The sequence below is a fragment of the Pantoea sp. M_10 genome, from assembly GCF_008631515.1.
Classification (GTDB): Bacteria; Pseudomonadota; Gammaproteobacteria; order Enterobacterales; family Enterobacteriaceae; genus Pantoea; species Pantoea anthophila.
This window is the reverse complement of sequence record NZ_VWUL01000010.1, coordinates 116,189-140,673: the sequence shown is the minus strand read 5'-3', so window position 1 is coordinate 140,673 and position 24,485 is coordinate 116,189. Positions and strand designations below refer to the sequence as shown.

Sequence of the window (24,485 nt, the reverse complement as noted above, 5' to 3'; positions counted from 1 at the left end):
TTTTAGCCCGGTAAGGTATAGGATGATTTTGCCAGGTCTGCTTCACGGCAGGTGCTCTGGCAGTGTTAAATCCGGCGCTGCGGGCCGCCTGGCCGGGACGAAAAAACCAGCGTGACCGGCACGCCGGCCACGCTGGTAACATCAGGTCTTACCCTTTGCGACACGCGGGATCAGCGCAGCACACCCGACGTCGTCTGCGTCTCCTCCGTCACGCGCGTCATGGCGATCGGAATACTTTTGTAAGCCGGAATGCCGCTCTGCGTGTCGTGGCTGTCGAGCGGCACCATCACGTTGGCTTCCGGATAGTAGGCCCCGACCGATCCGGGTGCCATATCGATTATCACAATCGTCAGGTTTTTCATCTGGCGGGAGGTAGGATTGCCCTCCGGGTCCAGCGCCATCAAATCGACACGGTCGCCCACCCGCAACTGGCGTTTTTCCGCCTCTTCGGCATTAATAAACAGAACATCACGACGGCCCGTGACGCCACGATAGCGATCGTTCAGCCCATAAAGGGTCGTGTTGTACTGGTCGTGACTGCGCAGGGTGGTCAGCACCAGGTCATGGCATTTCAGCGATCGGGGATCTTCATTGATGCCCTGCATCACTTTGAACTGCGCCTTACCGGAAGGCGTATGCCAGACGCGTTCTGATGCGGCGTTATAGAGCCGGAATCCACCCGGGTGCTTAATCCGCTCGTTGAAGTTTTCGAACGCCGGAAAGACCGCTTCGATGGCGTCACGGATGCGGCTGTAATCGGCTGCCATCGCGGACCAGTCCACCACGCTGTCTGGCAGGGTCGCTTTAGCCAGCGCGGCCACCAGTGCCGGTTCCGATTTGAGATGCGGCGATGCCGGTTCGAGCGAGCCGCGCGAGGCATGCACCATGGACATCGAATCTTCTACCGTCACACTCTGCGCGCCCGTTGCCTGCACATCCGTCTCCGTGCGGCCCAGCACCGGCAGCAGATAGTTATGCCTGCCGAGCAGCAGGTGTGAGCGGTTCAGCTTGGTCGCCATATGCACAACCAGATCGAGATTGCGCATCGCCGGGAAGGTGACCTGTGGATCGGAGATCGCTTCTGCCAGGTTACCACCCAGACAGAGCAGCGCTTTGGCTTTGCCATCGCGCATCGCCTTAATCGCCTCAACGGCACCATGACCATGCTTCTGCGGCGGCCGGAAGCCAAACACTTTCTCAATACTGTCCAGCAGCGATTGCGGCGGGATCTCCGTGATGCCCACCGTGCGGTCGCCCTGAACGTTGGAGTGACCGCGTAACGGACAGATACCTGCACCGGGTTTACCGATGTTGCCGCGCATCAGCAGCAGGTTGGCAATCTGCTGCACATTCTGGGTGCCGTACTGGTGCTGAGTGATCCCCATGCCGTAGCAGATAATCGTGCGTTCAGCGCTGGCATAGAGCCGGGCAACGTGCTGGATCTCTTCACGCGTCATCCCTGAGACCTTCAGGATATGATCCCAGTCGGTGCTCTCCAGGTCGGCTTTCAGCGCGTCGAAGCCTTCGGTGTGCTGGGTGATAAACGCCTCATCAATGACGCCCGGTTTGCCTTGACTCAGCGCTTCTTCATGCAGGGTCAGCAGGATTTTCATCACCCCTTTCAGCATCGCTGCATCGCCGCCCACCCGTACTTTGTAATAGGTTGAGGCCAGTTCAGTCGAGCTGAGCGACAGCATCTCTATCGGGCTTTGCGGTGAGGTAAAGCGCTCCAGACCGCGCTCCCGCAGGGGGTTGATCGCCACAATCGTGCCACCGCGCTTAGCGACTTCGCGCAGCGTCCCCAGCATGCGTGGGTGATTCGTACCGGGATTGTGACCAATGCATAACACCAGGTCGCAGTGGTCGAAGTCCTCCAGCTCCACCGTGCCTTTGCCGACGCCGATGGACTCCGGCAGTCCGACGCTGGTGGGTTCATGACACATGTTTGAGCAGTCGGGGAAATTATTGGTGCCATATTCGCGGGCGAAGAGCTGCCACAGAAACGCGGCTTCATTTGAGGCCCGGCCGGAGGTGTAAAACTCCACGCTGTCCGGGTCTTCATAACTGCGCAGGTGTTCACCAATCTCACGAAACGCGGTCTCCCATTCGATGGGCTGATAGGTGTCAGATGCGGCATCGTACTTCATCGGATGCGTCAGGCGGCCTTCGCCCTCAAGGTGCAGTGCGCTGCGCTCCCATAGCTCTGTCACCGTATGGGCGGCAAAGAATGCGGGTGTGGTGCGTTTGCTGGTCGCTTCCCATGAAACGGCTTTTGCCCCGTTTTCGCAGAATTCAAAGGACGAGGCATGTTGCGGATCCGGCCAGGCACATCCCGGGCAGTCAAAGCCCTGCGGCTGGTTAACTTTGAACAGGGCGATAACATCCTGTTTTACAGACATCTGGCCGCGGATAGCATCGGCAACCGCCTTTAATGCACCCCAGCCACCGGCCGCGCCACCATAAGGGGCAATGCCATTTGTGCGATTTTGCTCTTTCATAATGCTCCACATTGTCTCTATTGTTATCGGCTAAGTCTGGTACAGAAAATCGTTAACCGCGTGGATTCTGGCTAATATGTCGCGAAATTCTTTCTCAAAATGTTTCTGTGCCCGGCGCACCATCCTTTTCAGCGCGAAAATAAGCAGAGCGCCGCGCTGTTTTTGTCGGGAAATAAGCGAGGCGGACTGTCCTGATTTAACAGGAATATCGTGAGTAATTCAGATTTGATAAGCATTGGTATCGAGTTTAACTTTTTAAAAGACTGTTTTTTATTTGTTTTAACAAAAGTGAATGGCGCGGAAAGTACCCGGAAATTAATTAGTTTCTGATAGGGAAAGTTGTGTCGATAAATTTTCTGACCTGCATTAATGCGGCAATAATATTCACAGCCGCAGAAGGGCAATATCAGCAGAGGTTGCAGCGTGCCTGTTCAGCGTAAATATGACGGCAGCGTATTCTTGTGTTTCGCGCCTGCCGTAATGACAGAGGCGGTTGCTCAGGCTATATCTTCACGATCCCCGCGCGTCGTGGGATGCGAAATAACCAGAAATTCGACCGCGCCATCACCGTTATTCTGCGCCTGATGTGCAGATTGCGGGGGGATTTCGATACCCTGTTGCGCGCTGATATCCCGTACGGTGCCGTCAAGCTCCATCGTCAGCACCCCGCTAAGGACAAAGAAAAACTGTCTGGACGCTGCATGATAGTGCCGTTTCTCACGCGTGCCGGGCGGCATTTTTTCGTGAATGATTAACATGTCCTGGCGGTTGACCAGGTACCAGCCGTCGCATCCGTCACCCCACTGATAATGTTCCGCATTCTCTTTTGAAATCATCGTTCTGCTCCGGCATCGTCGCTTATGTTCTCTGGCTGACTATAGCTGGCCAGGAAATTGATTTTCAAACATTTATTTCAGCCATCGTTTTCTTCCTGCGCAGCCTGATATTCTGACTGACGAGCGCCCGTTGGCAATCTGGCGCATGATCGCTGGCGATGCGTGGCAGCATGCCACGGAGGATAAGAGATGCAGTGGTGTAATCAGGCGCAGTCTGACATCCGTCTTGAGTGGGGGCCCGCGGCCGTCGGTTACGTTGCTCAGGATGTGGACTGTATTGTCATCGTTGACGTCATGTCATTTTCCACCTGTGTCAGTCTGGCGGTCGACCAGGGCGCACAGGTTTATCCGTACCCCTGGAAAGATGCCTCTGCGTTGACCTATGCAGACAGCATCGGAGCAAGAGCAGCCAGTCCTGACAGGCTGAGTGGTTCAGGCGGTTTCAGTCTCTCTCCGGCGTCGATGCAAAAACTGGCCGCGGGCGAAAAACTGGTGCTTCCCTCTCCCAATGGTTCAGCGATTTCGTTCCTGGCGCGGGAGAATGGCGTGACGGTATTCAGCGGCTGTTTCCGGAATCTCTTACTCACTGCCAGAGCCTGTCGTGACTTCCGGCGCGTCCTGGTTATCCCCTGCGGCGAGCGTTGGCCTGACGGCACGCTTCGCCCTGCGATCGAAGACTATCTGGCCGCAGGCGGCATTATTGCCGCTATCGGACGTGACCGCTGTTCCCCGGAAGCGCAGGGGGCGGTCGCCGCCTGGCAGCAGATGAATCCGCTATCCCTTCGCGAGTGCTCTTCAGCCCGGGAACTTCAGCAGCGCGGGTTTGGTGAGGATGTCGATCTCTGTCTGGAGGTGGACAGCGGGCAACAGGCGTGTCAGTTGCAGGGTGATTTTTATACCGCCCGGCAGTGAAGGATCTGAGCCTGTCAGTGCGCGTTCAGCGACCCGACAGGCGGGAAGGGCAGAGGTTACTTCTTCTTATTCATCATCGATTTCAGGTCAGCAAAAGGATTGTAGGTGGCTTCACCGACATCCTTTTGTGCATCCTCGCCTGCCACGACGCGGGTGCCATACTGGTCCGCCTCGGTATACTTCGAGTGTTCATGGTCATGACAATAGAGACACAACAGTTCCCAGTTACTGCCATCTTCCGGGTTGTTGGTGTGGTCATGGTCAATATGATGAACCGTCAGTTCACGCAGGTTTGAATAAACAAACTCGCGCGAGCAGCGACCACACACCCAGGGATAGAGTTTGAGTGCTTTTTCACGGTAGCCGCTTTCAAGCCGCGCATAGTTTTTAGGGATTAAAGCCATTGCCGAAAGTACCTGTTATGCAGAGAGGTTCATGAGAGTGCTGCCAATATATCCCACAATCGGACAGAAGAAGAGATCATCCTCTCCTGTTGCGAAGAAGTGGGTGAAAACAGCCATTGATTTCAATCGGATAGCCGGAATAAATGGCTGTTTTCCGCTTTGCTTACGGCGTTCCACTAAATGTAATGCAGAACACCATAAACGGCCCAGAAAATGGCGTTAGCACCAAGATAAGTCCAGCATCCCCAGTAGGCAATGGGTTCGCGGCGAGTGCGGAGTTTAGGCAGAAAGGCCAGTAAATAGAGTGCAGAGGCAATAAGCGAAACGAAATAGAAAAATTTCATCGTTCTCTCCTGATTAATATCCTTTATTTCAGGATAGTCAGGACTGACTATTTTGCGCGGTGCTTCATCAGACGAATGATAAACGCTCCCTCTGCCAGCCTGTATCGGTAACGTTCAGAAGGAAATAGAGCGAAACGGCGGAGTGAGAGCACCGGACATCGTCGGCAGAGATGCCACTCCATGGCGTACAAACTCCTAAAGCGCTTTATTCAGAACTACTTAGAAGGACGGCGACTAATCTTGCCTCCTTTCCGACCCGCTTCCCTGGCTTTTTCATGATCATTTTTGAAATTGCCCCCACTGACCTTGCCTCCTGCACTGCCAGCTTCACTCGCGCGTTCTGGATCGTTGGCAAAATTACCGGCACCACCTCTGTATTTCTGTTGTGTCATAGAAAGACCTCCTATCAGTGTTCCGTGAGATAAAAAGGACTAGCTAGTCACAGCAGGAAGGATAGTCGTCCGCTTCGTTTAAGCAAAGGCTGACGATGAATTCCTTGATAAGCGGAGGGGTAATGAATGAATTTTTAGCCCCGGCAGGGTCATGGCAGTTGAACTACGCTTAAAAACCTGACGAAAAAGGAGAACGCAATGCGTAATGACACCTTAATCGACACGCTGGAGCTGGGTTCCGGTGGACAGAAGCAGAAATATGAAATTTATGGTGATGATGACCAGACGCCCACTTATGCGGTGATCTACCGGCAGCAGGGCGAGAGCTGGCAGGCCCAGCAAGAGAAACTTACTTTCGCTGCGCAGGATGAACAGCAGGAGGCAACAGGATCAATGGGCTACGGCTCCGGCGATACATTGCCAGATTTGCGCGATCTGCCCGCTGAAGCGCGGGCGCGGTGCGAAGAACACTGGCAGGAGCAGAACGAAGGGTAGCGGGAAAGTGTGCCGCTCAGTTCCTGAAACCGTGCGGCCACATCGTTTATCCGGATGCGGCGGAAGAGAGGCCCGCGCAGCTTTATATCTTCCTGGTCTGCCGCTGTACGGGTTTACTTTATGCTAATAAAATGTAACAAATTCATTGATTAAACCACCTGCAGCAATCGTTAAAGGTTTTCCTACTACGGGCGATAACCCATAGGCGTTGAGCCCGCCGATCATTGACGAAACCGGTACTCAGCGCCGAGTTCTGAACGCGAACGGACCTGCATTTAGCCCTCCTTTTACACACCAGTAAACGCAAAATTTATGCGTAAGTTAATCTTATAAAAGCGAAAATAATAATATGTCGATCATCAAGACGATCAAAAGTCGCCTGCCTGCTGCGCGTCTCCGGCGTAGCAGCCAGCCTGCAAATGGCACTTACGATTGCCGTGCAATGCCTGCTTCACTCTCTTCCATCGGCCTGAGCGCACGCGCGGGCGGGATCCTGATGACCTTTGTTCCGCCTGAGGCGGATTTCCGGCGGGTCAGTCAGGCCTGGCAACGCTTTACGTCTGCCGATCTGACGGTGCTGACACTCTCCTCGAATGGCGCGCTGAGCAGCAGCCGTCCACAGAGCACTTACTGTGAGGGGAATGGTCCGGAAGGGAGCTATCTCTGGCTGCCGGACACGCTGATCGCCCGTCATGAGACGCACATTGTCGATCTTCACGTCGCCGATACGCAGACCGCCAGCCAGCGCATCAGCGCTATCCAGCAGGAGCTGGCGCGATTGCCGGTGCGGATGCCGCTCTCTGCCGACCGTACTTTCGCCATGATTTACTGTGACGGGCTTTCCGCATCAGAAGGTTTTCTGATGCAGGCCTGGTACAAAAGCGGCCGCTTCCCCTGCCTGGCCATTGGCGGTTCAGCGGGCGGCCGGATCTCCTTTGATGGCACCTGGATCGGTGTCGGTGGCAAGGTGCTGCAGGGCAAAGCGGTGATCGTTTTCTGCCAGATGGCGCCAGGAAAATCCTTTGCGCCGTTTAAAAGTCAGAACTTTACGCCACGCGATCAGAGCTGGCTGATTGCTGAAGCTGACCCGGTCGCGCGCACCGTCACCTCGGTATTTAACCGTCACGGTCAGCAGCAGCCCTTTGTTCCGGCGCTGTGCGAACACCTCAACTGCAGTGAAGCGCAACTGGCCGAGCGGCTGAAAGGGTTAACCTTTGGTGTCAAAGTCGGGGATGAGTTTTTCATCCGCTCCATTGCCAAAATCGAATCCAGCGGCGTGCAGTTTTTCTGCGACCTGGAGTTTGGCGACCGGCTGTTCCTGATGCAGGAAAAAGATTTCCAGCAGACGACGCAGCAGGAGTGGCAGGCGTTCACCGCTCAGCATGGAAAACCGGCGGCGATTCTGATGAATGACTGTATCCTGCGCCGCGTCGGCAATACCGACAAGCTGCACAATGCTCATTTCTTTAAAGGGATTGCCGCTGCCGGTTTTTCCAGCTTTGGCGAAATTCTGGGCGTGCCGATCAATCAGACGCTTTCGGCGCTGGTGTTCTTCAATCGCGATGTGAAAGCCATGAGCCAGTTCCCGGTGGAATATGCCGGTTATGCCGCGCATTACGCGCAACGCGGTCTGCGTCGCTGGGAAGCGCTGAACAGCATCCAGACGCGGGTGCTTGATCGGGTCATTACCTATCAGCAGGCACTGACTCCGCTGATGGAAGCGCTGCCGGTTCTGGAACTGGCGACCCAGAGCCAGGGCGAAACCCTGAGCCTGGCAGAGAGCAGCATCCGTAACATCAGTAACATCGCGACGGAAAGTCAGCAGGCACAGGGCCGGCTGGATGAGGGACTGGACGATCTGGAGAAAATCTCTAACGGCATCAACGACATTACGCACGGCATCAGCAACATTGCTTTCCAGACCAATATTCTGGCCCTGAATGCGGCAGTCGAAGCGGCGCGCGCAGGCGAGGCGGGACGCGGCTTTGCCGTGGTGGCGGGCGAGGTTCGTCGGCTGGCGCACTCGTCGAAAGAGCAGGCTGAAGCGACCGCGAGTAACATCAGTGAGGCCGTAAGCACCATCTCACGTATCCGGCTGGTGGCCAGTGATTCAGCGCAGACCGCCGCGCAGATGGCAGAGCGCAGCATCAGCGCAGCCGACACGCTGGCTGCCATGAATCAGCAGACGCGACATGAGCGCGCCGATATTGCGAAGCACCTCGGCAGCCTGCGTGAACTCACGCAGGGCATGGACGCGATGCAGGAGGCAGTAGCCCAGCTCAAGGTGCTGCAGACGCTCTCCGGCGCACAGGTTAAAGGCTGATTTATCTCGATAAAATGTAAGAAATTGCGATATAAGCGCATCGGCCAGGCAAGCCGCGCCCGCAGTTGTTACACTTGTCGGTGATTAACCACGCAGAGGTATAAATGAAAATCAAAAGTTATGCAGCCATGCAGGCTGGCCAGGCCCTGGAACTCTATGAGTACGATGCCGCCGAGCTGGCAGCCGAAGAAGTTGAAGTCGAGGTCGAGTATTGTGGCGTCTGCCACTCAGACCTGTCGATGATCGACAACGAATGGGGCATCTCTCAGTTTCCGGTGATCGCCGGACACGAAGTCATCGGCCGGGTCTCTGCCCTGGGTGATGCGGCTAAAAACAAAGGACTCTCTGTCGGTCAGCGAGTGGGCATTGGCTGGACGGCAAAAAGCTGTCAGCACTGTGATGCCTGTATCAACGGCGAACAGGTTAACTGCCAGCAGGGCAGTATCCCGACCATCATGAACAAAGGTGGTTTTGCCGAGAAGCTGCGCGCTGACTGGCAGTGGGTGATCCCGCTGCCGGAGAAGCTGGATGCAGCGACCGCGGGTCCTCTGCTGTGTGGCGGGATTACCGTCTTTAAACCGCTGCTGATGAGCAACATTACTGCCACCAGCCGCGTCGGCGTGATTGGTATCGGTGGTCTGGGCCACATTGCGATTAAGATCCTGCACGCGATGGGCGCCGAAGTTGTGGCCTTCAGTTCAACTCCGGATAAGAAGCAGTCAATTCTGGATATGGGTGCGGACGAAGTGGTTAACAGCCGCGACGCTGAAGCCCTGAAGAAACAGGCGGGTCGTTTTGACCTGATCCTGAGCACCGTCGCTGTCGACCTCGACTGGAAGCCCTATTTCGCTGCGCTGGCTCCTCAGGGCAAATTCCACACCGTGGGTGCCGTGCTGAAACCGATTGAAGTGAGTGCTTTCGAACTGATCATGGGTGACAAGGCGGTGACGGGGTCGTCTACCGGTTCGCCAGGGCAGCTGCGCTCTCTGCTGCGCCTCGCTTCCCGTGCTGACATTGCCCCTCAGGTTGAGTATTTCCCGATGTCTGACATTAATAAGGCGCTGGACCACGTTCGTGCCGGTAAAGCCAATTACCGTGTGGTACTGAAAGCCGATTTCTGATGGAAGCCTGAATAGTCATGCCGCAGCAACCTGCTGCGGCATTTTTTTTATCTTCACTGTGTGACTAATCCCTCTTCCAGAGCCGCGGCAATGACGTCATCTGCTGTGACGCCGAACCATTTTTCTGTCGGACATGCCCGATGACGACGATGCCAGGCGGCAACCATCTGATAGCCCAGCGTATACCCATACCATCGGCGATACGCACCGGTGCCGAAGAACCAGGCTGAATGGTCGTACCGGGCGCTTTGCAGCGTCGTCAGTGGGACCGGGTTAGCCTGTAATTCACTGCGCTCGATGGCACACTCCCAGGGTTCTGCCGCTGTTTCCAGCAGCCAGCAGACAAACTGACCGGCCAGACCTTCGCTGACTAATGCTTCGCCCAGCGTCCAGCCATACCCGGGCCCGCGCATGCGCAGACAGTGATGGACCTCGTGCACGATCTGCCGTATCAGCCTGCCATTTTGCAGCTCCCGGGACAGGTTCGGGTTTGCCGGATCAATGGCCATGCCGAACAATGTCGAACTGTAAGCCCTGCCTGCAAAACCTATTTCAGGTATCACAGCCTCCGGTACACACTGAATTAATATATCCAGACGTGGAACGTCTGTTACGCACGAGAGATGGTGGAAGGCGGTTTCAGCTTCCCTGACGATAACCGATTCGTACTGCCTGACCTCACCTGATGCCTCCAGCCAGTGCAGTTTCCAAAGATGGTTCACAGGGAACTCCTTTCAGAGGGATAGTCATTTCTCTATCAGGCAGTCTGGCGTAATCCTGTCGAATCTGAAAGCGATGCCTTTTATCACTGACAGGAGGGGCTGAAAACTTCGACGGGTATCGCATCAGGTATCGACTGCTGTCCCGATATTCTCGCCAGCACGATGACATTGCCATCGTGCTGGCGCATGGTGGTGCCGACTTAGGGGAAGGTAGGCAGGCACAGTTTCTTGATCGACCGGTGTTTAATAACATACGCGGCGGGATGGGGCATGACCAGGGCAAGGACCAGACCCTGCTCATGCCTGAATACCGCCATCGGCTGCAGCGGCCCACCAGCGTAACGGCAGTACGTTCACCCTGATCAGATCAGGAAATCATCCAGCGACTGACCCTTATCAATGGCTGTTTTGATCACGCTGGGCGTCCGGCCCTGACCTGTCCAGAAGTGAACCTGGCCCTGATCATCGCTGTAACGGTATTTCGCCGGACGCTTCGCCCGTTTCTTTTTACCGGGAGCCGGGGTCGGGGTGCTGTTGACCAGCTCCGCCGGATCAATGCCTTCTTCCTGCAACAGCTCCTGGTAGAAGGCCAGTTTCTCCGCCTTCTCACGCGCCTCTGCTGCCCGCGCATTTTCCTCTTCGCGACGCTCGTTCACCACGGCCTCTAATTTCTGATGTAACTCTTCCAGCGTAGCCACAGTCAGATGGCGTGCCTCGGCGCGAAGCGTGCGGATATTATTCAGGCTGTTCAGGTTCTTATTCATACAAAATTCTCAAATACTCAAGTTAATCAATAAAGTGCAAATTTTTCAGCGGGCAAGGGTAACACTGACCCGCATGTCATTTGAAGTCTCTCTGTAGATTTATGCACTGCTTTTCCGGTTTTGGGTGTGCTGCCTGAGTTGACCCGACGTAATATAAAAGCGAAATCTGCTGATAAAATAGCGATTATCGCTATCGAAAGGGGATTGCGGGATTTACATTTTTGCCGGGGGATAACTGTGCTTAAATCAGTCAACAGGTTTTATTAAGGACAGGCATGAAGTTTCGCCGTAAAAATGATGAGACAGCGTCAGGGATTTCCCCCCTTCTCAGAAGCATTACGCTGTCAGGCGTATTGCTTGCTGTCCTGGTGATTGGATCCGATCTCTGGACGTTGCGTGAAGACTGGAACAACACCGTCAGGAAAGTTGAAGATACGGCGGTCAACCTGTCGCTGTCGCAGGCGCGCCAGGCGGACGATACTTTTTTACAGACCGAACTCTCTTTGCGTGAATTACAGCGCGAGCTCGAAAAGCAGATTGCGACGAACGGGGTAGATGGCCGGGGGCTGAGCGAGACAATGCGCCTGCTGCAGAGCCGTCTGCCTCAGCTTCATGGCCTGTTTTACTATGATGCACACGGTAAGTGGATAGCAACTTCCATGAACCGTATCCCGCCTGATATCAATAACGCCGATCGCGAATATTTTGCTTATCACCGCTCCAGTCTGCGAAACACTCTGCATGTTGGCCCGGTATTGCGCAGTCGCACCACACATGAACTGGTGATTCCGGTGACGCTGCGCGTTAATGATGCCTATAACGGGTTTCGCGGCGTTTTACTGGCTACCATCAAGGTGGACTATTTCCGCCGTTTTTACAGCTACTACGAACTCAGTGAAGGGGATGTCCTGGTGCTGATGCTGGCAGACAGTACGGTGCTCTACGCCCGGCCAATGCCGGATAGCTACATCGGCAAAAACCTCTCAGTGAGTCCGCTTTTCCTGCAGATGCTGGCGAATGCCGACAAAGGCAGCGGTCAGTGGACTGCCGCGCTGGATGGTAAACAGCGCATCTTTGGTTTTGTCCGATCGCAGCGCTATCCGCTGGTGGTTGCCGCCGGGTATGACAAACGCGCCCTGTTTCAGCACTGGCTCAGAGGCTGGGTACAGGATCTGATACTGAGCCTCATCCTGCTGGCCGTTATCATCTTACTGGGTAACTTTGTACTGCGTCAGGCACGGCATACGCTGCGGTATCAGCGTGAGCTGACCCGACTGCGCGATGAGCTGACTGCTGCTAACCGCTCCCTGGAAAATCTGGCACACAGTGATGGCCTGACAGGCGTCGCCAACCGGCGCTATTTTGATCAAATGCTGATGCAGAGCCTGCAGAAGGCGGCGCTCAGCGGCGAGCCCGTATCACTGATTCTGTTTGATATCGACTATTTCAAACGTTACAACGATACCTATGGCCATGTGGCCGGTGATGACTGTCTGAAAAAAGTCGCTGCCGTGCTGGCAGAGAAGACGCGGCGCAAAAACGAGCTCACGGCACGCTACGGCGGAGAAGAGTTTGCGATTATTCTGCCGGATCAGCCGCTGTCAGCCGCGCTCCATCTCGCTGAAACCCTCATCGAAGCCGTTAATCAGCTTGATATTCCGCACCTCACTTCTGAACTGCCGCAAAAGCATGTCACGCTGAGTGCTGGCTGTGCTGTAAGCCTGGCGGCTGACTCTCCGTCAGCGCCTCAGGCGTTGATAGCGCGCGCGGACGAGGCTCTGTATCGTGCAAAACGGGCAGGGCGAAACAAGGTCATGGGTGAAGAGCAGTAACGCGGAAGATCAGCCATTGAGGGAGCTAATGTGATGTCAGGAGGGTATGACAGACATGCATGACGGGGTTGGTTTCATTGCGTTTCGCTAAACAACAGGATGCAGAAAACCCGCCGGGCAACGCCTGGCGGGTTTTGATAAACGCCTGCCGGATTAAATCAGGAAATCGTCCAGCGATTTACCTTCATCAATGGCAGCTTTAATCGCAGAAGGGGTACGGCCCTGACCGGTCCACTGCTTAACTTCGCCATTTTCATCGGTATACTGATATTTGGCAGGGCGGGGCGCACGCTTTTTCTTCTCTGTCGGCGCAGTCTGCATACCATTTAACAGCTCGTTAGGATCGATACCTTCCTGCAGCAGTAATTCGCGGTATTTTGCCAGTTTTTCTGCTTTTTCACGATTAGCCGCTTCTGAAGCCTGCGCTTCTTCACGACGCTCGCTAACGACAACGGAGAGTTTTTCCAGCATTTCTTCTAAAGCAGCAAGATCAAGTTCGCGAGCGTTAGCGCGAAGGGTACGGATATTATTCAAGCTATTGAGAGTGTCACTCATCAAAGTCACCATAGTCATGTTCAGATAATAAAATACAGAGCGGGTTCACGCTGATGCTTTTCGTCAGACCTGCTTTTTTAGGATGCTTGCCTTCGAAGAATCAAATACAGAACCTGGAGTTCAACACAGCCATATTAATCGCTTTCTAAGAGAGTTGAAACTCTATTTAGCGCATCAGCGTTAAACAAAAGTAAATTTATGCATTTTTACCCTTTTCTCACGTACGCTGTCAAAAAAAACCTGTCAGCCCTCATCGGATAATTCAGTCTGTTACCAGACTTGTTCGCCATTTTTCAAGCGAAGCCGTGTGCTCTCAGATTAGGTACATGAGCAGAAAAAGATAAAATTATTTACACCGGGCGTCAGATAAACGGCGAATGCTTATCCTGTCAGGAAGGGATAAGCTGTGAAAACCCTTATTAAATAACGCCAGAGCGGTTAATTCCAGGCCGACTGGTTAGCCCGGAATTATTTTTAACACACTGTATTTGATTGATTTTTATTTGGAGTGGCCTGGTGCTGTTAACATAATCAGGATGCGGATAGTTTACTAAACGTTGTGCCGTTTGGCTTTAATACGTTACGCGAATACGTGCTTAAACCGATGGACATAACTTAAGCGGAATCATGCGACGCTAATCCGTTCTTCAGAGAGTATTTACGGTTCTAATTACTCTGCGTACAGGCACAGACTGGACAACTAAGTGCATCAGGGGGCGCTAATGTCATCGTGCGTAATATTATCTGACGGTATTATTGCACAGGATGCATTAAACGTGGCACATCATTGCTGTCTGAGGTGGGTGAGGAACTTATGATCAGCATCGTAAAAACATTGCAAAGCGCACAGGTATCGACAGCCTGTTGCATGACACCCTGCAAAATAGCGCCCCTGACTATCCGCTAACCTTAGCGGGCATTAACAGAGTCCGATGGTTGCCTGATGTAATTAATTTGCCTTTAAGAAGCGCACAGTTTAACGCTGTATATAACTGCCAGAGTACAGACGTCGATACCGGCTCAGGCTTTGATATGCCCGTCTCGCCAGATAATATGGTCAGATTTTACACGGTTATAAACAGCTGAGACCGTTCTGAGTCTGACGATGACATCATGGATCAGGTGATCCGGAAAACGTTGCGCTGTCGGGTTGAGCTACACTCAGAGAACAGATGGGTTAACAGCAGCGCCAGGATTGATTAGGCGGGGGAGTAATGTGTTTAAGGGGAATAAAAAGTCATTACCGGTTCGTTACTGTCAAATGTGCAAAAAACCGATGAGCTGGCGGAAAAAATGGGAAAGATGCTGGGAGGAAGTGAAATATTGTTCTGAACGTTGCCGACGCGCGGCGCATGCACAGCGCAGGGATCAGACAGAGAACGATCCTCTGTAAAACGTTATAACGGTGAAACAAAACGGGCCAGAAGGCGTTCTCCCGGCCACGCCTGTCATCAGATCATCACTGCTGAACCTCAATCTGTTGCCAGCCCTGTCTGAACATACAATCTTTCACCAGGATTTCGCGCTGACTTTCGTTCGCGTCACTGGTGGAGTAGTCGGTATCCGTTGTTTTATGCTTGTCGTCGTGAGACGTGTATTTGCCACTGACAATGTTATCAGGCGGCAACTCACGCAGCGCCTGAGCCTGACACGCGGTTTCTGCCATCATCTCCTGCTGCTCAGAGGCATCAGGTTTAACCCATTTGTACTGAACGCATCCGGTCAGACAGAGAGTGAAGAAAAGTAACAGGAAAGGTTTCATCATCTGTTTCTCAGCGATTATTAAAAAGTCATACCGCTAACGACATACGTGGTTTTAACGCCGGCGGTTATAATTTCTGGCCCAGTCTCCAGGCTATAGCCCGTTCCTGCCTGAGCAACCTCAACATCATCTATCGTCTTTTTATCCACTGACTGTCCGGATAGATACTGCTGGAGGAACGGCCCGTCTCTGCCTCAAGGGTGGTGAAGTGTTTACCCTGTTCTGCGTTGAGGCCTGTCGCCATTGCAGAGGAAGAGGCACACAGTGCTAAGCCAGGACTGCTCAAACAACATTCCATCGAATCTGTTTTCCGTGAAGTCTGCGGATGAGGTAACTCTGCTCAGTGCAGAAAAGGCCTATTTTTGTACAATTTCCTTAACATCATGCTGCTGGAGCTGATGCATATTTCCATCTGTATCTTTATAGGCAATCATGCCGGTCTCTTTGTCTTTAGCCGGCTTGCCTTTGGTGGTAATCATGTGACCATCCGTGGTTGAGATGATGTAACTCCCGGAGCAGGCAGCCAGTGACATGGCTGAGAGCATCATGGCAAGGATAATGGCACTTCTGTGGATAAAGGCTGAGGATTTCATAACCGTTCCCGTATATTCCTGTTTAAGACGATGCCGTATTATGGTTTCGCATTCTTAAACGACGAGATAACGGTAGGGCGTTCAAAAAATTTATGTGAATTAAATTGATCTGGATCATTTATAACAAGCCGAGCCCCCCGCTCTTAACGGCAGCCTTATCCAGCCACTAAAAGCCGCTTTAACTTCTGGCAGAACAATGACGCCAAAGAGTACACACGCTTATGTTTGGCGATATGCAAAGATGTCGCATCGGGATAAAGCCTCAATGTAATTACAGGTTACTATTGGATTTCAAATTAACCCTATATTTGCCACTCATCTGAGTGGCTCTTTTTTACATAAATCGCTGAGTCATTAAGGCGTTATAGCCGACTCAAGGGGAGGGTATTTGCCGAATCAGCGCGAATTTAATGATGTTACTTGCTTAACAGCCCGCGAGGAATTACGTTTTCAAAGGCAATTCAGAGAGCAGGATATAGCATCCATAACAGCATCCTGGCACTTATACCGGATAATGGAAGCCACGACAGTCTGCGCCATAATGTGCAGGCGGAAAAGAAAGAGCAGATTATTTGTCATCAATCTTTATATTAGTTACAACAACCAATAAGAGCTGTCAGTATTATCCGAGCGAGCCTGCGCCCCGCTGCCCCTCTCTGGCAATTATCATCGAGCTGTTCTGAAACTCCGAGTGCCCTTTGACAAGCCGCCCCGCACGGCCCGAAGGGCCGTAACAGCCGTTTTATAGCATATGTATGATGTAACTAAACCTACAGATGGATGTCAGATCAGATATAGCGGACGGTCAGTAAACCCACTGCTTAACTTAAATAAAAGGCTCCTGAGGTATCAGAAACCTTTTCCGGTATCAGGCGGTCAGATAATGCAACGATTCGCCTATTGCGCAGGCCGAATCAACTGACCTGAAAAGCAATAAAAAGACCGTTATTGAACCAGGTCACTTTCTCGCCCGCCTCGTTGAGCATCCATCCGGCTTCACCCATAGACGAATTGTTCCAGCTTTTGTATTCAGTCGCGCTGGCCAGACCGATAGCATTAATACTTTTAGCGGCACGATTATAATTGAAGCAGCAATCTGAATTCAGGCCAGCGTCATTCCACATCGCAAGTAACTCTGCGTAGCCGATATCAGCACCACTGACGCTTTTCGCTTCTGATATATTTAATAAGCGCATATTAACCCCCTCAACATTTAAGTTACATTAAATAGGTATTGCGGCGTCATTTTATCAAAAAAGTCTTTTCTCACGCTCCTGGTCCAATAAATTATCAGGCCAGAATAACGATTAAATTTTTTCAAAGAGAATAGCTAATCGAACTGCTTCGATTGACATTTTTGCAGGCACACGATATCCCTTTAAAAAAGGGAACCAGGTTTATTGCAGGTTAAAAAGGTGAACAGAACGTGAGTAATAAGAGCATGTCGCGTTAAGCCTTGTGCCCTGTGTTTAAATAACGCCTGTTGTAACTCTGCATCGTTGCTCATGCGCCTGTGGTAGTGAACATGTCCCTATTTCGGAGTCAGGGCAGATGAAGACAAACTATACTCCTACACCTCATGACGCTATGTTCCGTCAATTTCTGACCCAGCCAGATGTTGCCCGTGATTTTATGGAAATCCATCTTCCGGCAGAGCTTCGGGAAATCTGTGATCTCAGCACACTCACACTGGAATCCGGTTCGTTTGTCGAGGATGACCTGCGGCAATATTTCAGCGACGTGCTTTACAGCCTTAAAACACGCGCTGGCGACGGTTACATTCATGTTCTGATTGAGCATCAGTCTACGCCCGACAAACATATGGCCTTCCGTCTGATGCGCTATGCGGTGGCGGCCATGCAGCGTCATCTGGAGGCGAAACATCCGACGCCCAATCCTTTGTTCGCGAACTGGCACAGCGTGTGCCGCAACACGGAGACGCACTCATGACCATCGCACAACAACTTGAGCAAAAAGGCATTGAGAAAGGTATCGAGGAAGGGATTCAGATTGGCAGAGAGAAAGGCCATTCTGAAGGTGAACGCGACGCAACCCTGAAAATCGCGCGGACGATGCTGCAGAATGGCCTCGACCGCGATACCGTCATTAAGATGACCGGCCTGACCGATGAGGAACTGTCACAAATCCGCCACTGAGTTCGCCTCATCCTCTCGTTAATCCCGCAGAATTATCCCTTTTACAGCCTGTTGAACTGCCGTTGACCCTGACGGCCATTTTCCCCTGCCTGTCCGATGCCAGATCAAAAATCGAAACGCTTATCATTTGTAGAATAAATGCTTCTTACTCAGAGGCAGAACAGGGTATGGCAATTAACGCAGGCTGCTCCTACCGGATAGTGGGCTATCAACCCTCGGTCAATTCCACCTGGCGTCAGAAATTACTGACGATGGGCATGCTGCCGGGCGCAGTGATTGAAATTATTCGTGTCGCCCCCCTGGGTGACCCGGTACAGATCTCAACCCGTCGTGTCACTATGGCGGTGCGGCAGGGTGACCTGGACGCAATTATTCTGGAGGAAATCGTCTGATGAAAAAGATAACCATCGGGCTGATTGGTAATCCTAACACCGGCAAAACAACGCTGTTTAATCAGCTCACCGGCGCCCGCCAGCGGGTGGGGAACTGGGCGGGCGTCACAGTCGAGCGTAAAGAGGGGCAGTTTTTCACCGCTCAGTCAGATGTCCGGCTCGTCGATTTACCGGGAACCCGCTCGCTGACAACGCTGTCCGCTGAAAGCTCCATCGATGAGAGCATCGCCTGCCAGTACCTTTATCAGGAACATGCCGATGTCGTAATCAACGTCGTGGATGCCTCCCGTCTTGAAAGCAATCTGTTCCTGACGCTTCAGCTGCTGGAACTCGGGCTACCCTGCATTATTGCCCTCAATATGCAGGATATCGCTGCCAGCCAGAATATCACTATCGATACCGGGGCGCTGTCGGCCCGCCTGGGCTGTCCGGTCGTTTCACTGACCTCAACCCGGGGTGACGGCATTGCACAGCTTAAAGCGTTAATCGATGAACCGCAGGTTTATCGCGCACCGGAGCAGGTGTGCTACCCGGCAGCGATTGAATCGGCCATCGGGCAGCTATGTCAGCAGATGTCCGCCACCCTAGCGCCACAGAAACGCCGCTGGCTGGCCTTACAGTTGCTGGAGGGGGATATCAACAGCCTGAAGCTTTGTCCGGAACTGGAATCCCACTTACCTGAAATCAGGCAGCAGGCGGGCGAAGAGGCGGGTGTACAGATTGCCGACTATCGTTATCGCGCCATTAATGCAATCTGTGCGGCCGTCAGTCATAGCGATCAGGCCGTGCCCGCGAATCTGACCAGCCGGATTGATCAGGTTGTGCTGAACCGCTGGCTGGGCATTCCGATATTTCTGGCGGTGATGTATGTGATGTTCGTGCTTTCCATCAATATCGGCGCCGCCCTGCAGCCGCTTTTCGACAGCAGTTCGGTGGCAATATTCATTCATGGTGCACAATGGCTGGGTGCGGTCTGTCACTTCCCGGCCTGGCTGACGGTGTTTCTGGCGCAGGGGATCGGGGCTGGCATCAACACCGTGCTGCCGATTATTCCGCAGATTGGCCTGATGTTCCTGTTTCTCGCTTTTCTGGAAGACTCGGGCTACATGGCTCGCGCCGCCTTTGTGATGGATCGGTTGATGCAGTCACTGGGCCTGCCGGGCAAATCATTTGTGCCGCTTATTGTTGGCTTTGGCTGTAACGTGCCGTCAGTGATGGGGACACGCACGCTGGACACGCCGCGTGAGCGTCTGCTGACCGTGCTGATTGCACCCTTTATGTCATGCGGTGCGCGGCTGGCAATCTTTGCGGTGTTCGCTGCGGCATTTTTTCATGCGCACAGCTCCAGCCTGGTTTTCTCCCTCTATCTGCTGGGGATTGTCGTCGCGGTCGTGACCGGGCTGGTACTCAAGCATACCCTGCTGGGAGGTGAAGCCTCACCGTTTATCATGGAGCTGCCGGTCTATCACCGGCCCCATCTCAAAAGTCTGCTGCTGCAGACGTGGCAACGGCTGAAAATGTTTGTGGTGCGGGCCGGGCAGGTCATCATCCTGGTGAGCATGCTGATTGGCGTACTGAGCAGTTTTGCATTCAATGGTCAGCTGGTGAATGACATTAACCACTCCGCACTGGCTGCGACCAGTAAAGCGATTACGCCGGCGCTGCTACCGATAGGTGTCACACAGGATAACTGGCAGGCAACCGTGGGACTGGTGAGTGGCATTATGGCGAAAGAGGTGGTGGTGGGCACACTTAACAGTCTTTACACCACCGAGGCGATTCAGAGCAGTCCGTTCGATCCGCAGGCTTTTGACCTGGGAGGTGAGTTGAGAGAGGCGCTGACTGAAACCTGGGCTGGTTTAGCGGCTGCGTTCAGGATTGATGCACTGGCGCATCCCATTGAAGCCAGTAAAGGTGATGGCGAGATGGCCTCCGGCCCGATGAGTGTAATGTCAGATAAATTTGGCAGCGGCTTTGCCGCCTATAGCTATTTGATCTTTGTACTGCTTTACGTCCCCTGCGTTTCCGTCATGGGGGCGATTGCACGCGAAGCAGGCAAAAAATGGATGATGTTCTCCTTTTTCTGGGGACTGAACATCGCCTACACCACGGCAACGCTCTTTTATCAGGCGGTCACGTTTGCCCGTCATCCCGCATTCAGCGCGATCTGCATCTTATGTGTCGTGGTGCTGAATGTCATCATTCTGCTGGCACTGCGCAAAGCAGGGAACCGTGTGCAGAACATCCCCATCATGTTCAGGGAGGAGAGAGGGCGTTGTCAGGGCTGCCACGGCAATTGTGATAAGCAGGGCGGATATGCCTGACCCGATCACCCGGTGATAGCGTCAGTTAATGACCAGGGGCAAGGCCGGAGATCTGAATACAATGGCGGCGACGCGTCAGGAAACGGCGAAACCGCCTGTTAATCAGTGAGATGGTTCAGGAATAAAGCCCGAAAAGTGCTGTCCCGTACCGGTTTACTCACAGGCTGTCCACTTTTTCTGTGGATAACTTCATCCGCCGAAGACGCTGAGCGCGCTTTTATGTCAGCGTTAATCAGGCAATGCGCCGTCAGCATGCTGTTCCATAAACTCCACCATTGCCCCTTTATGGGCTTCGACATGACGAATATAGCGCATCAGCGTCTCCGGCTTTTTCCAGGTGCCTTCCTGCATGATTCTGGCTATGGGATAGCCTTTGTCTGCCATATCCTGTGCTGCGCCAACCCTTGCGCTGTGGCCACTCCAGCCGGTATAGCGATTTTTATTGGCCTTCACGCCTCCGGTTTTTCCGGCGCAGCGCCAGGCGCGCTCGAAAATCTGCTCCAGAGCCCGGGTGCTCATAGGTTTTTCGGCTGGGAGGGAACGCCCCGAGCGGTGGACAGCGGTAAACAGATAGGCATCGGGCTGGCCGGAAAGCCCGGACGCGTCCAGCCACTCCTCCAGTCGCTGGGTGGAACGCGTACTGAGGGCTTTAATTAATCCACCGGTCTGTACGACGGTTTTGGTCCAGGCCACGTCCAGAATGATACGTCCATCACCGGCACGCATCACATCGCGCACCCGTAACCGCGACAGTTCACTGATACGCAGCAGCGTTGCGTATGCAACGTGCAGAAAGGCCAGATCGCGGCGCGCCTGGAGGCTGTCAGCACCTGACCACTGCCTGTCCAGCGCCAGCAAATCGCTCAGCCTGAAGGGCACAGCCTGGCCCGCCCGCTCGCCACTCATCACCGCCACCCGGTTTATCTTCTTCATCGCACGAAAAACCTGCGGCGAGGTGTTGGGCACGGGCAGACCGGCGTTACGGTGTAACATCGAAATCAGAGCCGCATGTGACGTGACGGTGGAGGAAGCCCGTCCGCTTTCAGCCAGAAACGCGAGATAGTCGCGCAAATCGTCAGCGCTCATCGGCAGGAAACTGCGCTGATTTTCTTCCGACCACTGATTGCAGATCCGCATCACGCTCAGTAGCTGTCGCCACGTGTTAGGCGAAAAGGCCTCTTTGTCCTGCACAAATTGTCTGAGGCGTTCAGCGATATCCCCGCTCCGGTTCATCTGCAGTTCAGTTAACGGCACTAACTCTGTCATTTTTGCTCACTGATTGACCGAAAACGGCGTTGATCGCGCTACGTGAATTCTGAGAAAAAAGCAGGGGGTCAACCGGCCAGAATTTGCGTAGCGCTGCCATTTTAAAAAGTGGTTTTGACTGGCTGTCATCATAACCCGGCGTATCCATACTGTCATGACTTCGTATAAGAATTATTATACGAAGCCAGCAAGAAGAGCCACTTTTTCATCAGGAGGCAACGACGGCCGCAAGACATCTACTGACATTCGCGAGGATATCGACACCGTATGGAAAGTGACAGGAAAGAGGCTCAGGAATGAAATTCAGAAATCGCGCCAGAGGTTTATCCGAATTTAAGCGGGAAGGCAGCGAAGCTGATGGTTTATGTTTAACTGAGAGCCGTCAATATACAGTCGTGAAGTAATTAGCCATCTGGAGTTGATTAAAAAACTGCGACGTTATATTTCCCTCCGCCTTTTCTTAATACCCGAAATTCTGCGGACACGTTATTTCCGCCCCCTGTTTTACTCCTGAGAAATGCGCCTTAACGCCGTTAAAAATCCGATGAGGAGAATATGAAATCAGCATATAAATCTAAATAATCGCATATCATAGATTTAAGTTCCATGCAGAGCAGGGCGTAAGGTAACGTTACGTCATAATAGCAGAGCACGTATAGCCAGGCTTAACAAAAGAATAACTAAATCCGGCTGTTTTTTATTCATTACGGCATCAGAAACTAATTACATCCTTTACATTTCAGATTCACGACTCCTTATTTTAACCCGTATTTACCGGTGTTCTCTCAGAGATCAGAGAGAGCGCCACCCTAAGCCAGTATGAGTTAATGGAGACTATTTCATGAAAAAAAAATTATTATCATTATGCCTGACAGGTCTGCTTTGTGCGCCCGCCATTACGCTGGCACAGCAGCCGGAAACCTGTATTAAAGCCTCTGAACAGGATGTCGCCAGCCTGTTCGACAAGTGGAATGACATGCTGGCAACCCGCGATGCGACGAAGGTTTCGCAACTCTATGTCAGTGATGCGGTATTACTGCCCACTATCTCCAATCAGGTCAGACTCACCGATCAGGAACGGATTGATTATTTCAAAGACTTTCTGAAAAAAGGGCCGCGCGGTAAAATCAACTCCCGCACCATCAGAACCGGCTGTAATAAAGCGATTGATGCCGGCGTTTATACCTTTACGTTTAAAGATAACACGCAGATAACCGCGCGCTATACGTTTACCTACGTCTGGGATGGACAAGGCTGGAAAATTTCGACCCATCACTCCTCGGCTATGCCTGAGTCTGCAAGCAAATAACTCCAGCGCATCGTCACTCTAAAATTAAAACCAGCCTCTGAAGCTGGTTTTAATTTTATATAAAACCGGCACTTTCACTTCTGTAGTACCAGACATATATGCATTTAAAATGCAAAGCTGCAATATGAATTAGCTTTGCGGATATTGTAATAACCGCGCTATTTACTTCGTTCTGACCAGCTGCCTATTATCGCTTTCAACGTTTATTAATGTGATGCACTCAATATCAGCCTGCCTGATTTGATGTCTCGCTCTTTTACCGGAAGCGCCATGAATCTTATTTCCGCTCCACCCGAAACCTTTCAGACGGCCGTCATAACCTGTCAAAAACAGGCCATTCAGGCTGCGCATGCGCTGGCTGAACAGGCGAAACCGGGTGCTGTTGCCCGGGATCAGCAGCGGCTCTATCCCCGTGAACTGATCAGCCAGTTTACCCGGCTCGGACTGGGCAGCATCAGCGTGCCACGCCGCTTTGGCGGGGGCGGGCTGGATTTCCAGACCGTGGCGGAGGTCTTCCGCATCATCTCTGCCAGCGATCCCTCCCTGGGCCAGATCCCGCAGAACCACTTTGGCCTGATCCAGTTCATTCTTGGCGAAGGCGAACCGTCACAGCAGGAAAAATGGCTGCAGGCGGTGGTCAGTGGCAAGCGACTGGGCAATGGTGGCCCTGAAAAGAACACCCGCCATACGCGCGACATCCAGGCCCGACTGGTGCGTGAGGGTCAGACATCGCGTCTGAGCGGGGAGAAGTTCTACTCAACCGGCGCATTGTTCGCGGATATCCTGGTCACGACCGCACTGCAGGAGGACGACAAGCCGGCCATGGCTTTTATCCCGCTGCCGGCCGAAGGGGTGGAGATCGTGGATGACTGGTCAGGGATGGGTCAGCGTACCACCGCCAGCGGAACGGTAAGGCTTGATCGGGTCATCGTCGGGCCTGACGCAATCATTCCCCTGCCATCGTCAGACAAACCGACCCTGCGAGGTGCGGTGTCACAGCTGATTCAGGCAGCGATTGATGCCGGTATCGCGCAGGGCGCGCTGGACGATGCGCTGGAGTTTGTCCGCCATCACTCACGTCCCTGGGTGGATGCAGGCGTCGCTCGCAACGCTGATGACCCCTATATCCTGGCTGACATCGGGCGCATCAGTACCGAACTGAGTGCCGCGAATGCCCTGCTGCGACGGGCGGCCCGGGTCCTTGATTCGCTGGCCTCGCAGCCTCTGACGGCGGAAAACAGCGCCGCCGCCTCAATTGCCGTGGCGGAAGCCAAGGTGCTGACCACCAATATCGCGCTGCGTGCCAGCGAAAAGCTGCTGGAATGGGGTGGAAGCCGCGCGACGCTGCTGCAGCATGGACTCGACCGCCACTGGCGCAATGCCCGCACCCACACGCTGCATGACCCGGTGCGCTGGAAAACCCACGCCATTGGCAATTACTACCTCAATGCGATCTACCCTGCGCGCCATGCGTGGATTTAAGGA

The 24,485-nt window shown here is 53.2% G+C and carries 22 protein-coding genes and 1 pseudogene; 11 read left to right on the top strand and 12 right to left on the bottom strand.

Features of this window, described 5'->3' with window-relative positions:
* Positions 1–170 precede the first annotated feature (170 nt).
* Together F3I47_RS20715 and F3I47_RS20710 are read right to left on the bottom strand one after the other, a co-directional pair.
* Positions 171–2,498 carry an FdhF/YdeP family oxidoreductase gene (locus F3I47_RS20715; protein ID WP_150030321.1) on the bottom strand — a complete coding sequence of 776 codons (2,328 nt, stop codon included), beginning with the start codon at positions 2,496–2,498 and terminating at the stop codon, positions 171–173.
* A 497-nt stretch (positions 2,499–2,995) separates the two neighbouring features.
* Complete coding sequence (locus F3I47_RS20710) at positions 2,996–3,334, bottom strand: cupin domain-containing protein (RefSeq protein ID WP_150030320.1); 339 nt, start codon at positions 3,332–3,334, stop codon at positions 2,996–2,998.
* A 189-nt stretch (positions 3,335–3,523) separates the two neighbouring features.
* On the opposite strand from F3I47_RS20710, the gene F3I47_RS20705 reads away from it, so the two are divergent.
* Entirely contained in the window at positions 3,524–4,246 is a 723-nt protein-coding gene (locus F3I47_RS20705; protein WP_150030319.1) for a 2-phosphosulfolactate phosphatase, read from the top strand.
* A 56-nt stretch (positions 4,247–4,302) separates the two neighbouring features.
* On the opposite strand, the gene yajD is transcribed toward F3I47_RS20705, so the two are convergent.
* The 3 genes from yajD to F3I47_RS20695 all read right to left on the bottom strand — a co-directional run bounded on the left by yajD (position 4,303) and on the right by F3I47_RS20695 (position 5,386).
* Entirely contained in the window at positions 4,303–4,650 is a 348-nt protein-coding gene (gene yajD / locus F3I47_RS20700; protein ID WP_009093119.1) for an HNH nuclease YajD, read from the bottom strand.
* A gap of 176 nt (positions 4,651–4,826) precedes the next feature.
* On the bottom strand, positions 4,827–4,994 hold the full coding sequence (locus F3I47_RS22395; RefSeq protein WP_162836542.1) for a hypothetical protein: 168 nt from the start codon (positions 4,992–4,994) through the stop codon (positions 4,827–4,829).
* Between the two features lie 215 nt (positions 4,995–5,209).
* Positions 5,210–5,386: a general stress protein gene (locus F3I47_RS20695; RefSeq protein WP_009093122.1), complete on the bottom strand. Its 177-nt coding sequence runs from the start codon at positions 5,384–5,386 to the stop codon at positions 5,210–5,212.
* A gap of 198 nt (positions 5,387–5,584) precedes the next feature.
* Here F3I47_RS20695 and F3I47_RS20690 point away from each other — a divergent pair, with 198 nt between their 5' ends.
* The 3 genes from F3I47_RS20690 (at position 5,585) to F3I47_RS20680 (ending at position 9,325) form a co-directional block, all read left to right on the top strand.
* Entirely contained in the window at positions 5,585–5,881 is a 297-nt protein-coding gene (locus F3I47_RS20690) for a hypothetical protein (protein WP_150030318.1), read from the top strand.
* A 349-nt stretch (positions 5,882–6,230) separates the two neighbouring features.
* On the top strand, positions 6,231–8,204 hold the full coding sequence (locus tag F3I47_RS20685; RefSeq protein ID WP_150030317.1) for a methyl-accepting chemotaxis protein: 1,974 nt from the start codon (positions 6,231–6,233) through the stop codon (positions 8,202–8,204).
* A gap of 104 nt (positions 8,205–8,308) precedes the next feature.
* Positions 8,309–9,325, top strand: coding sequence for an NAD(P)-dependent alcohol dehydrogenase (locus F3I47_RS20680; protein WP_150030316.1), 1,017 nt, complete (start codon positions 8,309–8,311; stop codon positions 9,323–9,325).
* 53 nt (positions 9,326–9,378) lie between these two features.
* Here F3I47_RS20680 and F3I47_RS20675 read toward each other — a convergent pair whose 3' ends face one another.
* Together F3I47_RS20675 and F3I47_RS20670 are read right to left on the bottom strand one after the other, a co-directional pair.
* Positions 9,379–10,047: a DUF2268 domain-containing putative Zn-dependent protease gene (locus tag F3I47_RS20675; protein ID WP_181161968.1), complete on the bottom strand. Its 669-nt coding sequence runs from the start codon at positions 10,045–10,047 to the stop codon at positions 9,379–9,381.
* A 362-nt stretch (positions 10,048–10,409) separates the two neighbouring features.
* Entirely contained in the window at positions 10,410–10,811 is a 402-nt protein-coding gene (locus F3I47_RS20670; protein ID WP_140029906.1) for an H-NS family nucleoid-associated regulatory protein, read from the bottom strand.
* Positions 10,812–11,086: 275 nt separating this feature from the next.
* On the opposite strand from F3I47_RS20670, the gene F3I47_RS20665 reads away from it, so the two are divergent.
* Positions 11,087–12,643, top strand: coding sequence for a sensor domain-containing diguanylate cyclase (locus tag F3I47_RS20665; RefSeq protein ID WP_150030315.1), 1,557 nt, complete (start codon positions 11,087–11,089; stop codon positions 12,641–12,643).
* Positions 12,644–12,796: 153 nt separating this feature from the next.
* On the opposite strand, the gene F3I47_RS20660 is transcribed toward F3I47_RS20665, so the two are convergent.
* On the bottom strand, positions 12,797–13,198 hold the full coding sequence (locus F3I47_RS20660) for an H-NS family nucleoid-associated regulatory protein (protein ID WP_009093130.1): 402 nt from the start codon (positions 13,196–13,198) through the stop codon (positions 12,797–12,799).
* A gap of 1,216 nt (positions 13,199–14,414) precedes the next feature.
* Between F3I47_RS20660 and F3I47_RS20655 the strand changes: the two genes are divergently transcribed.
* Positions 14,415–14,591, top strand: coding sequence for a DUF2256 domain-containing protein (locus F3I47_RS20655; RefSeq protein ID WP_009093131.1), 177 nt, complete (start codon positions 14,415–14,417; stop codon positions 14,589–14,591).
* A gap of 66 nt (positions 14,592–14,657) precedes the next feature.
* On the opposite strand, the gene F3I47_RS20650 is transcribed toward F3I47_RS20655, so the two are convergent.
* From F3I47_RS20650 to F3I47_RS20640, 3 genes are all read right to left on the bottom strand, one after another.
* Complete coding sequence (locus F3I47_RS20650) at positions 14,658–14,963, bottom strand: hypothetical protein (protein ID WP_033736866.1); 306 nt, start codon at positions 14,961–14,963, stop codon at positions 14,658–14,660.
* Between the two features lie 353 nt (positions 14,964–15,316).
* Entirely contained in the window at positions 15,317–15,553 is a 237-nt protein-coding gene (locus F3I47_RS20645) for a YgdI/YgdR family lipoprotein (protein ID WP_009093133.1), read from the bottom strand.
* Between the two features lie 914 nt (positions 15,554–16,467).
* Complete coding sequence (locus F3I47_RS20640; protein ID WP_150030314.1) at positions 16,468–16,749, bottom strand: hypothetical protein; 282 nt, start codon at positions 16,747–16,749, stop codon at positions 16,468–16,470.
* A 355-nt stretch (positions 16,750–17,104) separates the two neighbouring features.
* Here F3I47_RS20640 and F3I47_RS20635 point away from each other — a divergent pair.
* The 3 genes and pseudogenes from F3I47_RS20635 (at position 17,105) to feoB (ending at position 20,425) form a co-directional block, all read left to right on the top strand.
* Positions 17,105–17,709 (top strand): annotated as a pseudogene (locus F3I47_RS20635) (Rpn family recombination-promoting nuclease/putative transposase).
* Positions 17,710–17,876: 167 nt separating this feature from the next.
* Positions 17,877–18,101, top strand: a complete 225-nt coding sequence (locus F3I47_RS20630) for a FeoA domain-containing protein (RefSeq protein WP_150030313.1) — start codon at positions 17,877–17,879, stop codon at positions 18,099–18,101.
* Positions 18,101–20,425 carry a Fe(2+) transporter permease subunit FeoB gene (feoB, locus tag F3I47_RS20625; protein WP_150030312.1) on the top strand — a complete coding sequence of 775 codons (2,325 nt, stop codon included), beginning with the start codon at positions 18,101–18,103 and terminating at the stop codon, positions 20,423–20,425. Before F3I47_RS20630 ends, feoB begins: the two co-directional genes overlap by 1 nt.
* Before the next feature lie 228 nt (positions 20,426–20,653).
* Here the strand turns inward: feoB and F3I47_RS20620 are convergent, their stop codons facing one another.
* Positions 20,654–21,691 carry a tyrosine-type recombinase/integrase gene (locus F3I47_RS20620; RefSeq protein WP_150030311.1) on the bottom strand — a complete coding sequence of 346 codons (1,038 nt, stop codon included), beginning with the start codon at positions 21,689–21,691 and terminating at the stop codon, positions 20,654–20,656.
* An 841-nt stretch (positions 21,692–22,532) separates the two neighbouring features.
* Between F3I47_RS20620 and F3I47_RS20615 the strand changes: the two genes are divergently transcribed.
* Positions 22,533–23,000 (top strand): SgcJ/EcaC family oxidoreductase, encoded by a 468-nt coding sequence (locus F3I47_RS20615; RefSeq protein WP_150030310.1) that lies wholly within the window; start codon positions 22,533–22,535, stop codon positions 22,998–23,000.
* A 270-nt stretch (positions 23,001–23,270) separates the two neighbouring features.
* Positions 23,271–24,482: an SfnB family sulfur acquisition oxidoreductase gene (locus F3I47_RS20610; protein ID WP_150030309.1), complete on the top strand. Its 1,212-nt coding sequence runs from the start codon at positions 23,271–23,273 to the stop codon at positions 24,480–24,482.
* The last annotated feature ends 3 nt before the right edge of the window (positions 24,483–24,485 follow it).